We start from the raw sequence: 12,638 nt of genomic DNA on the forward strand, positions 1-12,638 counted from the left end.
TAGACTCTCCTTTTTCACTTAATCTTAACGATGACCCCTTGGTCATTGCTTTGGCTATGCCGTTTTTATTTTGATAACAGATTCGGTTTACTGCGTTTTCTTACGGTACTGCACCTGCAATCCATATCCCTGTACGCCGTCAGCACCTGCGTTGGGAAAAATTGAGGTTGCTTCCGCATTGGTTTTTGGAATTGCTAAATCAGCATTTAGCACGCTAGACTCGCCGCCCGCTTTGCGCAGCTGCTTGCTGGTACCGGTGAATTCCCACTTGTACTCATACTGTTCCATTTCTTCGTCAGTGAGCTTTTCTGCCGATTGGAACACGCCGTCCCTATTGCTATCTTTCCAGAGAGCAAAACGATAGGTTTGTCCTACAGACAGTTGCCCCTCTTTATTAATCAGGTTCCCCTCATTCTCTGCGTTGACCTGATAAATGATGGGTTTTAATTCAACAATGCCGTTATCAGTAAAAGTTACGTCAACATAGTTACTGTCGCCGTAGGGAGAGGCTTTAGCCTTCCAGCGGAAGGTGCCAGATAGCGTACTGGCAATGGTTACTGTGCCTTCGTCTTTATTGCGCTCAATGATAAACACACAAGGCTTGTCCGTTGTGCAGGGCTTAGTACTTAGAGATACTTTATTGTTATTCACGTCATACAGTTCAGGCAGCATCTTGTCGTCTTCCAGCGGTTTACCGCTGCTGTCTGCCGTATCTCCGTTGGCATAGCTCAGTGACAAACTCAGGTCTACCGCATCCTTGCCGTTAGCCAGCACACTAGCCTCGTGACTGTGAGCATCCGACTGTCCATCAGCAGCGTCCTTGGCCACCAGCTCGATCTTGCGATTTTGCTGTATTGATAGCTCAACAGGATCGGAATTAATACGGTTGCCTTTCTCGTCTTCCAGCGTGATACGCACCTGCCAGGTGTTTAAGTCTCTGCGCGCTTTCTCCGTCGCACCGTTTTCCCAAGTTGGCAGCTGCAGATTCCAGAGGTTGTTGTTGCCATCGGCTATTGCATTGGCCTTGATGACGGGCATCACCAGTATTCTATTGGCACGGCTTTTTGCCTGCCATTCGGCAGAAACAATCTTGTAACGGTTAGTCACCATGGCATTGATAGTCCAACGGCACTTCTCGAGCCCAGTACCGGCTTCCGGTGTATCTTTAATCACACACTCAGGCTGTTCGTTAGCCGAATCTGCTTTAAGCCACAGTGCAACCTCTAAAGGGTCCTTTTCCCTATATTCAAGAACGATAAAATTATTGCGATCGACAAAATCATGACGACTTCCCACCAGTGTGCGCTTAGCGCTCACTTTTTCAGGATCTAGCTGATTGCTTAGCGGTACGCCGAACTGATAGCTGAGCGTGGCATTAACGGTAAGATCGCTGTTGTCTCCCGTACCTGCCTTATAGTCTGATCCCACGGTCACCAGAGGTACCGGTGTGTAGTTAACTCCCACCGTTACCGCATGGGGATCTTTTTGCAGATTGTCTTTACCAAACAGCGCGACCTCGTCACCGTAGTACTGTTCGTACACCAGCTTACCGCCCAGCTGTGGGTAGAACGGCAGATAGGCTTCAGAGCGCATGTCCCACCCTCTTGCGGGACGCTCTTCGTAAAAGTCGAAGTCTTTGGAGTCCTTCCAGTCAGAAAGGGGATGGTAATAGTTGGCTGACAGCTTGAGATAGTCTGTCCAGGCTTCACCACCAATCCCTAACCTCTCGTGATCCCGAGACAGGTCGCGATCGTAGAACACGTTAGCTCCGAGCAGCCATTTCTCACCAACGTTCTGGCGACCGCCAAATCCGATATTGCTAATGGTGCGATCTTCTTTTCGTTGAATAGAAAACTGATTAAATAGCACTGTACGCTGGTTGTCGTACCAAGGAACAAAGTAGTCCAGCGAGCTGCCTTCCAAATTGCCTTTATCATCAATAGACAGGTTGGTTCGCACGCTGCCGTAGGGAGAGAGAAGCTCTTCTAAATAGGCCTGAGATGTCGACGTTGCTTTGTTCTTCACGTAGCCACGCGCTTGAGACTCAAGCGCCTCCGGCGTCAGGTTTTCAAATCCCTGTGTTGCCGAGCTGGTGAAATAATCGGAGGCCTGTTCTTTCAGGTCTTTTTCTGAGCTCTTTTTTAGATGTTTATCTGCACCGCTGCTTAATTCAGGCAAAGTATCCGCATAAGGAGAGTCATTTTTACTTGCAGCACTCTCCGTTGAACCGCTGGGTGCCGGTGCAGCCCAGACGTATCCATTTAACGATAAAGCAAATGCCACCAGCCATCCTCGCCGCACAACTTAGCTCCCACAGAAAAATAGATAGGAAATAATTTCAATACTTATAATTTCATATTGAAATATACTACAAGGAAATAAGATATCGCTCAATAACCTTATTCCAGAGCGGAAAAAGCACAGGGGAAGTCTATATCGGCATAAAGAGGCGTGGTTATCCGAAAAACGAAATCTCTGGAACACCGCACCAGAGAAGGAATATGGCAGGACGATGTGTGAAAAACTGCTCTAGCGAGGCATTATTCAGCCACTAACAATAAAATTTTATTTATCAATAGTATTACGATATTAAGAGATAGCAAAATCAAGAATAAAACGACAAATAAAAAAGAGGCGAAATAGTCATTTCGCCTCTTTTTTATATTTTCACGCTAAAGAGCGCGACTATTCTTTTTCGCTTAAGTACTCCGCCTCGGCCTCATCAAATCGGGTCAGCATTTTTTCACTCGGCTTACCGCCAATAAGGCTAAATAGCACAATCGCCGCAGAGCCAAATATAAACCCTGGGATGATTTCGTACAGATTAAACCAGCCGAACTGTTTCCAAATCAGCACAGTGGCCGCGCCGACCAGCATGCCCGCCAGCGCACCGTTGCGGGTCATACCGCGCCACAGCACAGAGAACAGGATCACTGGGCCAAACGCCGCACCAAATCCGGCCCAGGCGTAAGCCACTAGCCCAAGCACGCGGTTATCTGGATTGGACGCCAGCGCAATCGAAATAATCGCGACCAGCAGCACCATCAGCCTGCCAACCCACACCAGCTCTCGCTGGCTGGCGCTCTTGCGTAAGAACGCCTTATAAAAGTCCTCCGTCAGCGCGCTGGAACACACCAGCAGCTGACAGCTCAGCGTACTCATCACTGCCGCCAGAATGGCCGACAGCAGCACGCCGGCAATCCACGGATTAAACAGCAGCATGGAAAGCTCGATAAACACCCGTTCGCCGTTTTCGCTTACGCTACCCGCCAAGTGCGGATTATTGGCGAAGAAGGCAATACCGAAAAAGCCAACAGCTACCGCTCCAGCCAGGCAGAAAATCATCCAGGTCATACTGATGCGGCGAGCATTGTGGATCACGTGATGGGAATCCGCCGCCATAAAGCGGGCAAGAATGTGCGGCTGCCCAAAGTAGCCAAGTCCCCAGCCCAAAAGAGACACAATAGCGATCCAGTTCAGGCCTTTAAACATATCGAGATATTCGACGTTTTTTGCCTCAATGACGTCCATTGAGCTGCCGAATCCTCCGACAGCGATAATCACCATCACCGGAGTCAGGATCAGGGCGAAAATCATCAGTGATGCCTGTACGGTGTCCGTCCAACTGATGGCCAGAAAACCGCCGATAAAGGTATAGGCGATAGTCGCCGCTGCGCCAGCCCACAGCGCGGTGTGGTAATCCATGCCAAACGTGCTTTCAAACAGCCGGGCTCCCGCCACTACGCCAGAGGCGCAGTAGATAGTAAAGAAAATCAGGATCACCACAGCGGAGAAAATGCGCAGTACGCGACTCTTGTCTTCAAAGCGAGTGCTGAAGTAGTCCGGCAGCGTCAGCGCGTTGTGGTTAACTTCGGTATGCACTCGCAGGCGGCCGGCCACGATACGCCAGTTAAGGTAGGCTCCGACTGTCAGTCCGATGGCAATCCAGCTTTCGGAAATTCCCGACAGGAAAATAGCCCCCGGAAGCCCCATCAGCAGCCATCCGCTCATGTCGGATGCCCCAGCGGACAGAGCCGTCACGAAGCTCCCCAGACGGCGCCCCCCCAAAATGTAATCACCAAAGTTATTGGTCGCCCGATAGGCCGCTAGCCCAATTGCGATCATCCCCACAATGTAGACCACGAAGGTCACTAGCATTGGTATGCTTTCGGTCATGCAGCTCTCCACATCCACGTCTTGCCTCTATTCAGTCGCTGCCAGTGACGGAGCGATACCTTTCTCAGGTACAGCACTCCCACACAATCAAAAGAGCCTGACGGTGTCACGCTTTCCTATCCTGAATAGCAGAACTTCGATAACAAACTTAACAAAAGGGTAATTAAGTCGCGCTTTCTTATTAATATTGTTCCGATCGTCGGCGCGTATTTCCCGTAGGCGAACGGACAAAAAAGACGGAAATTATCGCCATCTTTCCACAAGATGACAAGCCAACGGGGGATATTTCAGTAAACCCAGCTTGTACAGCATGAATCACCACCTGTTGCGGGATCTACATCACAGGGTTCCCCCGTTTTCCCAGCATCTGTCATATTTAACACCGAATGATTTTACCCTCTTTATCGCGACTAACGCTGAGAACGAAGCCAACTGCGCGAAAATCCATCGTTATCCCCGTCATTTACCTACGGTTTTCCATCCTTTATCCCCTTTTTCAATTGTGGGGATTGTGGTTATACTATCAGCAACCTTGAACATCCCGCGATCCCTCGCGCCGGCCGTAACCCAGCGATTGCCATGAAAACGATCTCTACGTCAGTTCCCGCTCTTGATAAAGTTGTCCGCGTTTGTGACTTTTTGTCCGATAAAAACGGCGCTACGTTTAGCCAGATTTTTCAGGGCGTCGGTATGGCCAAAAGCAGCACTTCTTCACTACTTGGTGCAATGGTGGCTCACGGACTGCTGCGTCAGGATAACGACAAATACTATTTGGGCCTCCGGCTGTATGAGCTGGGCAACAAGGCCGTTGAACAGTATGACATCAAGAAAATCGCCCATCCGGTTTTGGCCGCTCTGCGCGATGACACCAATCTAACCTGCCACCTCGGCGTGCTGCAGGGCTCTTCGCCTATCTATCTCACCAAGCTGGAAAGCCCACAGGCAATCGTCATCCGCAGTTGGGAAGGCAAGCGTCTGTCCCTGCACAGTTCCGGCCTAGGTAAGGCAATAATGGCGTGGCTAAGCCCTGCTGAAGTAGACGACCTGCTCGGCGACGAGCAGCTGCCGCGCTTTACCGACACGACCATTACCGACGTTAACGAGCTTAAAAAGCAGCTTGAGCTGATTCGCCAGCGCGGCTGGGCCTATGATGACGAAGAAGACAGTCAGGGCGTGCGCTGTATCGCCGTTCCGGTGTTTAATCCACAGGGTCAGGTTATCGCCGCGATCAGTATTTCCGGCGTCGCGTTTCAAATTCCTGACGACAAGCGCGAGCAGTTGGCAGAGAGGGTGATGCTGGCAAGTAAAGAGCTGTTGGGGAGACTAAGGTAGGTAGCAAATCGACCGCCTTCTTCAAACGTTTAGACTATCAGTACTCAGAAAGAAGCCACTGGGCTTCTTTTTTGTTCTCTGCACACAGTAATCTCTAGTGCATTTCTCTAATGAATAAAGGTGACATTGTCATCATATTATTTTTCGTCTTACGCAGAGCAGCACAGTTGATGCGCCCGTGACTTATGAACTCCATGCATAAACCCTAGTAAATTATAGCCTCTAATCGGATAGATCTCTCTGCGCTATGCTTTCAGCCACAGCATACAGAGAGGGAATATCCAGTCGCGCAATGCGCCATGGCTACCTGACTCTTAACACTTAACTACGGGACATTTCATCATGCAAACGCGTATTCTCGGTCGGTCCGGTCTGAAAGTTAGCGCACTTGGCCTAGGCTGCATGGGGCTTAGCCACGGCTATGGCCCGGCAACCAGTACTCAGCAGGCTGTAGAACTCATTCGCGCCGCCGTTGAGCGCGGCGTTACTTTTTTTGATACCGCAGAAGTCTATGGCCCTTATCTAAATGAAGAGGTTGTTGGCGAAGCGCTAAAGCCGTTTCGCAATCGTGTAGTTATCGCGACCAAGTTTGGCTTTAACCTCGGTGAGAACAGCCAACAGCAGATGCTAAACAGCCGCCCTGAGCATATTCGTGAGGCCGTAGAGGGTTCTTTACGTCGTTTAAAAACGGACGTTATTGACCTTCTGTACCAGCACAGAGTCGATCCGGATGTACCCATTGAAGACGTAGCCGGTACCGTTAAAGACCTCATTTCAGAGGGTAAAGTAAAGCACTTTGGCCTGTCAGAAGCCGGAGCACAGACCATCCGCCGGGCGCACGCTGTTCAGCCGGTGGCTGCACTCCAAAGCGAATATTCCATGTGGTGGCGAGAGCCCGAGCAGGAAATCATGCCGCTATTGGAAGAGTTGGGCATTGGCTTTGTGCCGTTCAGCCCGCTGGGAAAAGGCTTTTTAACCGGCACCATTACCGCTACAACCTCATTTGGCGATAACGACTTTCGCAGTAAAGTACCGCGTTTCGCTACTGAAGCCCTTGAAGCGAATGAAAAGCTTATCGCTTTACTGGCTGAGTTGGCTTCAGAGAAAGGCGTAACCCCGGCACAAATTGCACTGGCCTGGCTACTGGCGCAAAAGCCGTGGATTGTGCCGATTCCGGGCACGACGAAACTGCATCGTTTAGAAGAGAATTTAGGCGCAGCCAGCACTATGCTCACTCAGGACGATTTACATAAGATTGCACAGGCGCTGGATACCGTGAAAATCGTCGGTGAGCGCTACCCAGCAGCCTTACAGGCGCTTATCGGTCGCTAGCGCTGTTTGAAGCAGGTGTACTTAAAAAGTGCACCTGCCCTTTTGTTCTCTAAAGCTCTCTATAGCGCAATGCCTCTATCAACAGTGCAAACGCCGGCGGATGACGCTTCCTGCTAGGATAGAAAAGATAGTAGCCGGGGTACGTTGGGCTCCACTCGTTGAGAATCTGCACGAGAGAACCTTCGGCTAGCGCCTCGCTTACCCTGTCTTCAGGAATACAGGCTAGGCCAAATCCCGACATCGCGGCGTCAATTCGCTCTGGCAACAGGCTCAGCGTTAGCTGTCCTTCAACTTTTACCCGCAGCGGCTTTCCGTCTTTCTCAAATTCCCAGTGGTACAACCCACCGGCTGTAGGGAGGCGCATGTTAATGCACCGATGCTGCTGAAGGTCGTGAGGCGTTTGCGGGATCCCGTGCGCATCAAAGTAGGACGGAGCCCCAACGACAACCATACGAATATCCGGCCCAATCCTTACCGCGACCATATCTTTTTCAACACTCTCCCCCAGACGCACTCCTGCATCGAAACGACCGTCGACAATGTCGACAAATCCGTTATCTATCACCAGCTCCACGTTAATCTCCGGATAGTCTTTGAGGAAAGGCTTTAGCTTTGGCCAAAGAAGGCTGCATGCCGCGTGTTCCCCTACAGAAAGCCGAATATTTCCCGATGCGGTGCCATTCATCTGGATAATAGATTCTAATTCATGTTCAAGATTTGTCAGGCTGGGTTCAAGACACTGAATGATCTTTTCTCCCGCTTCTGTTGGCGCCACGCTGCGGGTCGTCCTCGTGAGAAGCCGAACGTTTAAACGCTCTTCTAGTGCTTTTATTGCATGGCTGAGGGATGACTGAGAAACCCCAAGCTTACCTGCCGCTTTGGTAAAACTTCTTTCCTTTGCAACGGCAAGAAAGCTTTGAAACTCATTAAAGTTTTCTTTAAGCACTGTGCATATCCTTAACCAAGGCCGCCATTAGAGATACAGAGAGTACAACTTCCGTTCAGAGAACGCGTCATTTTATCGCGATTCAGGGGAGAATTAACAATCGATTTGGCTAGCTCTAGGCCAGAGCTAAAGAGTGTTCTCGGAAAAACATTATCAAAACAATAAAAATCAACACATTTTAAAATAACAAAATTAAATAATAATTTTTTTCATTATCTAGAACCCCCCATGTTTACACAATAATAATTGCATAAAAAAACTATACATAAAAAATCAACTAAAAAGAAAAAATATAAGCAGATACTGAAAATAGTGATATCAACCAAAGATAGATCCAATAGATCGTTTTGATGTCGCTCATTAGATCTAATATGAGATTATGATCCAATTTGTTAAAACAATTTAGAATATAACATCATTATTGTCGTTTTACACAAGATTATAGATCGTGTTTAATTCACTAAAGGATGGATAAGTCTCGTCAAGGATAGAATGCCTCATCCAGATCTGAGGGTATAAACACATATCCCAACACCTTGATAGACACCTTCATCAACTTTTTAAAATTCATCACGCACGTAAGTAAAAGTATCTTAAGTGTTAATGACCAAAAAACAAACAACGCATTTATTGATTGGTTTTTGGTAAAGAATTCTCATTCTACCTAAAAGTGGGAATGTTTATGCAAGCAAAAGTTAAAAAAGGGGCCAGTCGCCCTTTTAAGCCTATTGCTCGCACAGTGAGGGATATAGTTAGCCTAAAAGATATTTCATCTATCAGGGTTGATTATTCCAATTTAAATGACGATGTAAGATCAAAATGGAGTTTGTTATGAAGTTCAATAAGTTTCTTTTAGCTACCGCTATCACTGCATCCTTTGGCGTTACGGCTGTTCAAGCGGCGTCTAACGGTACCGTTAACTTTACCGGTGAAGTTATCGACAAGACCTGTGATATCACCATCGACGGAAACTCAAGCCCAGCGACAGTTGTTCTGGCTGCCGTTGACAAGAGCCAACTGGCGGCGGCTGGCGCCACAGCCAAACGTACTGGTTTCAACATTGAGCTAAGCAACTGCTCCGGCTCTGCTTCTGTTACTAACGCTGCGGCATTCTTTGAAAACGGCTCTACCGTTGATGCCATCGGCTACCGCCTGAACAACACCATTACTGGCGGCACTGAAGCAACTAACGTCCAGCTGCAGCTGGTTGACGCCGCCACTGGCAACGCCATCAAAGTGGGTAGCCCCGATCAGCACACTTCTTCTACCACCTATGACCTGACCTCAGGCTCTGCCACGCTGCCGTACGCCGTTGAGTACTACGCGACAGGCGCCTCTACCCCAGGTCTGGTTGCCAGCGCCGTTAACTTCACCATCAACTACTTCTAATCGTCCGCTTACCGATTAATCGTATTGATGAGCATTACACGGGGTGCGGCACTGTCGCGCCCCGCATCAGGGAGAAGTCTTCATGAACCACCGTACCGTCTATCGCAGCGCCGCAGCGCTTGCACTCTCTTTCATTCTGGCGACACCCGCGTTAGCAGGGATAGTCATTACCGGCACACGCGTTATCTACCCTGCCGGTGAACGCGAGGTGACGGTGAAAATCGATAACCGGGGAGATAAACCCGTTCTGGCTCAAAGCTGGGTAGACGACGGCGATCCAGATGCAACGCCGGAAACTGCCAAAGCGCCATTTACCATTACGCCACCGGTTAACCGCATCAACGCGGGAAAAGGCCAGACACTGCGCCTAATGTACACCGGCGAGCCGCTGCCAGCGGACAAAGAGTCTGTATTCTGGCTCAGCGTGCTGGAAGTCCCCCCGCTGAACAAAGAAAAACAAAACCAGCTCCAGATGGCGTTTCGTTCACGCATCAAGATTTTCTATCGTCCGGCCGGTCTGCCGGGCAATGCTAACCAGGCCGGACAGTCTGTCACCTGGAAAAAGGTTAAAGGCGGCGTAGAGGGCACTAACCCAACGCCCTACCACGTGTCGATGGCCAACATCGCAGAAGACAAAGAGGGTAAACGCCTTATCGGTGACGGCGGCATGATTGCCCCCGGAGGAAAAGAGTTTTTCCCACTGAAGAAGAGCCCAAGCACTATTTATCCTTCTTATATCAATGATTATGGCGGCATCAAGCCAACGCCGCAGCCAGTCACACCGTAAACACCGTGGACTGACACCACAAAGCGAGCGCCGCAGTATCGGCGCCAAAAGAAAAACTGCTTTGTCTTTATCGACTATCGCGCCGCCCCGTTACGGCGCTTTGAGTGAAAGGAATTCACATGCCCTCTTTTCATCGTTCCCTGTCACCGCTTGCTGCCGCCGTTCTGTTAGCCCTCCCCGGCTGGGCTGGCGCAGATGACGATATCGAATTTAATCCCTACTTTATGAGCCCAGGAAGCCAGCAGCGCATCGATCTGACGCGCTATAACCAAGATCTGGCGCCTGCCGGGACTCACAGCGCCGAACTTATCCTCAACGGTCGCCGCATTGGTCGGGATGAAGTCAAAGTTCAGGACATTACCGTAGACGGCAAGCGAGCGCCCAAAGTCGATATCTGCGTGAAGCCTTCAACACTCGCCGCGCTGGATATCAACGTCGAACGACTAACGCCAGAAGCGCAAAAAGAAATTGCCAGTCATAAAGAGGATCAGTGCCTGGCGCTGAACCGCCTGCTGCCCTCGGGCTCGGTGGCGTTTGACGCTAACGAGCAGTCCCTTAACCTGACCCTGCCGGAGATTTATATTGTCCGGCGCCCGCGCGGCTATGTGAACCCAGAACAGTGGGATACGGGTATTACTGCAGCAACGCTGGGCTACAACCTGAACGCCAGCCGCACAACGTTTAACGGCAAGGATAACGACACGCTCTATGGCAACTTTAACGGCGGCTTTAATCTAAAGGGCTGGTATTTTCGCCATAACGGGGTCTATACCAAAACCAGCGATGCCAGCAGCGACTACAACAACATCAATACCTATCTACAGCGGGATATCCCCGCAATTCAGGGACGACTGCTTGTAGGCGATGCCAACACCAAAGGAGAGCTGTTTGACACCCTGTCGTTTCGCGGCGCGCAGATAGCCAACGAAGAGCAGATGCTGCCTAACTCAGTCAAGGGCTATGCGCCAGTAGTGAGGGGGACGGCGCACACGGCAGCTAAAGTGATTATCCGTCAGGGGGGCTACGTCATTTACGAACGCACCGTCGCACCGGGGCCGTTTGAAATTACCGATCTGTACCCTACCGGCTACGGCGGCAATCTGGACGTCTCTATCGAAGAGGCGGACGGCTCACAGCAGAACTTCCAGATCCCCTACGCGGCCACCAGTAACCTGCTGCGCCCCGGAACGCATCACTACAGTTTGACCTACGGCAAACTGCGTTCAACCCAGCTAAGAAGCGAGCCGGTGGTAATGGAGGGCTCTTATCGGCGCGGTATCAATAACAGCCTGACGCTGTACAGCGGCCTACAGGGCAATAACCACTATCAGGCCGTGCAGGGCGGTGCCTCTATTGGTACACCGATTGGTGCCTTCTCGCTGGACGTCACTCACGCCCGTACCGAGTTGGGCAGCGCCTGGGGCGTCGATCGCGGCTCCATGTCGGGAGAAAGCTACCAGCTCAAGTACAGCCAAATCGTACAAAGCACCGGCAGTAACCTGTCAGTGGCGGCCTATCGCTTCTCCACCGACGGCTACATGGACTTTATGACCGCCATGTCGAATCGAGAATTCGACGCTCGCAACTACAACAGATCGCAGTTCAGACGAGCCAAAAACCGCCTGATGATCAGCGCCTCTCAGCCCATGCCGCAAGGCTGGGGGCAGTTCTACGTCAGCGCTTGGCAGCAGGCCTATTGGAACGATGAGCGCACCGATCGTCAGTATCAGTTCGGCTACAACAATCGCTTTAAGAAACTGAACTACAGCCTGAGCGTCAACCGCAATCAGGACGCCTTCGGCAAGTTTCAAAACACCTACATGCTAAACCTGATGCTCCCTCTGGATAGCCTGTTCGGCTTTAACCAGATGGGTACCACCGTGACTCGCGGGCCGGGCAACACCATGAACGAACAGCTGTTTGCTTCAGGAACGTCCGGTGACGAGCGTCAGTACAGCTACAACGTCACCGCAGGTCACAACCGTCAGGGCGGTGAGGGGCGCGGCAGCAGCTCCAGCATCGTGGCTAATGGCTCCGTGCGCACGCCGTATACCACGTTCAGCGCGCTGGCGGGTAGCGGTAAAAGCTATGAAACCTACTCAGCGGGGATGAGCGGAGCGATGGTGGCTCACTCTGGCGGCCTGACTCTGTCTCCCTACAGCGGAGATACCTATGCCCTGATCGAAGCCAGTGGAGCCAAAGGCGCTAAGATCGTCGGCTATCCCGGCATCAAGGTAGACGGTTTCGGCTATGCGCTAGTGCCGTATCTGACCGCCTATCAGCTTAACGAAGTGGAAATCAGCCCGAAAGGCCTCTCGAACAACGTCGAGCTGAATCTGACCAGTCAAAAAGTAGCGCCATACAGCGGCGCAGTGGTGAAAGTGAAGTACGACACCACCGTCGGCTACCCGGCGCTGATTAACGCCCCGATGGCTAACGGCCAGCCGCTGCCGTTCGGGGCAGAAGCCTTTGATGACAGCGGCCGCCGTATTGGCGTCGTCGGTCAGGGAGGCCGCCTGTTCGCTCGCGTTCCGTCAACGGAAGGAAGAGTACGGGTTGTGTGGGGTGACTCGCCGGATCGGCAGTGCTGGGTGCGCTACATGATGCCCGCCAATACAGATTTGGAAAACAACACCACCATTAAGTTTAACTCTCGCTGTGAGTAAAAGTGACGCC

8 protein-coding genes are annotated in these 12,638 nt (G+C 51.0%); 5 read left to right on the forward strand and 3 right to left on the reverse strand.

What is annotated here, in order from left to right:
- Nucleotides 1–87: 87 nt before the first annotated feature.
- A complete protein-coding gene (gene sinH, locus DQM29_RS10330) occupies nucleotides 88–2,283 on the reverse strand; it encodes an intimin-like inverse autotransporter SinH (protein ID WP_111740616.1) in 2,196 nt (731 codons plus the stop codon).
- A 402-nt stretch (nucleotides 2,284–2,685) separates the two neighbouring features.
- Entirely contained in the window at nucleotides 2,686–4,176 is a 1,491-nt protein-coding gene (gene putP / locus DQM29_RS10335; RefSeq protein WP_111740617.1) for a sodium/proline symporter PutP, read from the reverse strand.
- Nucleotides 4,177–4,755: 579 nt separating this feature from the next.
- Here putP and DQM29_RS10340 point away from each other — a divergent pair.
- Together DQM29_RS10340 and DQM29_RS10345 are read left to right on the forward strand one after the other, a co-directional pair.
- A complete protein-coding gene (locus tag DQM29_RS10340; protein WP_111740618.1) occupies nucleotides 4,756–5,508 on the forward strand; it encodes an IclR family transcriptional regulator in 753 nt (250 codons plus the stop codon).
- Between the two features lie 342 nt (nucleotides 5,509–5,850).
- Nucleotides 5,851–6,840, forward strand: a complete 990-nt coding sequence (locus DQM29_RS10345; protein ID WP_111740619.1) for an aldo/keto reductase — start codon at nucleotides 5,851–5,853, stop codon at nucleotides 6,838–6,840.
- Nucleotides 6,841–6,889: 49 nt separating this feature from the next.
- Here the strand turns inward: DQM29_RS10345 and DQM29_RS10350 are convergent, their stop codons facing one another.
- The gene (locus tag DQM29_RS10350; RefSeq protein WP_111740620.1) at nucleotides 6,890–7,786 is read right to left on the reverse strand and encodes a LysR family transcriptional regulator; all 897 of its coding nucleotides are present in this window, start codon (nucleotides 7,784–7,786) and stop codon (nucleotides 6,890–6,892) included.
- 831 nt (nucleotides 7,787–8,617) lie between these two features.
- Between DQM29_RS10350 and DQM29_RS10355 the strand changes: the two genes are divergently transcribed.
- The 3 genes from DQM29_RS10355 to DQM29_RS10365 all read left to right on the forward strand — a co-directional run bounded on the left by DQM29_RS10355 (nucleotide 8,618) and on the right by DQM29_RS10365 (nucleotide 12,628).
- Nucleotides 8,618–9,175, forward strand: coding sequence for a fimbrial protein (locus DQM29_RS10355; RefSeq protein WP_111740621.1), 558 nt, complete (start codon nucleotides 8,618–8,620; stop codon nucleotides 9,173–9,175).
- 82 nt (nucleotides 9,176–9,257) lie between these two features.
- Complete coding sequence (locus DQM29_RS10360; protein WP_111740622.1) at nucleotides 9,258–9,962, forward strand: fimbrial biogenesis chaperone; 705 nt, start codon at nucleotides 9,258–9,260, stop codon at nucleotides 9,960–9,962.
- Between the two features lie 119 nt (nucleotides 9,963–10,081).
- Nucleotides 10,082–12,628, forward strand: a complete 2,547-nt coding sequence (locus DQM29_RS10365) for a fimbria/pilus outer membrane usher protein (RefSeq protein ID WP_111740623.1) — start codon at nucleotides 10,082–10,084, stop codon at nucleotides 12,626–12,628.
- The last annotated feature ends 10 nt before the right edge of the window (nucleotides 12,629–12,638 follow it).

Origin of the sequence: Leminorella richardii (genome assembly GCF_900478135.1) — a bacterium.
GTDB lineage: Bacteria > Pseudomonadota > Gammaproteobacteria > Enterobacterales > Enterobacteriaceae > Leminorella > Leminorella richardii.

What these genes read in the sequence shown, in the direction of transcription:
- putP (WP_111740617.1), bottom strand. Translation starts at nt 4,176, where the DNA reads ATGACCGAAAGCATACCAATGCTAGTGACCTTCGTGGTCTACATTGTG.
- DQM29_RS10340 (WP_111740618.1), top strand. Translation starts at nt 4,756, where the DNA reads ATGAAAACGATCTCTACGTCAGTTCCCGCTCTTGATAAAGTTGTCCGC.
- DQM29_RS10345 (WP_111740619.1), top strand. Translation starts at nt 5,851, where the DNA reads ATGCAAACGCGTATTCTCGGTCGGTCCGGTCTGAAAGTTAGCGCACTT.
- DQM29_RS10355 (WP_111740621.1), top strand. Translation starts at nt 8,618, where the DNA reads ATGAAGTTCAATAAGTTTCTTTTAGCTACCGCTATCACTGCATCCTTT.
- DQM29_RS10360 (WP_111740622.1), top strand. Translation starts at nt 9,258, where the DNA reads ATGAACCACCGTACCGTCTATCGCAGCGCCGCAGCGCTTGCACTCTCT.
- DQM29_RS10365 (WP_111740623.1), top strand. Translation starts at nt 10,082, where the DNA reads ATGCCCTCTTTTCATCGTTCCCTGTCACCGCTTGCTGCCGCCGTTCTG.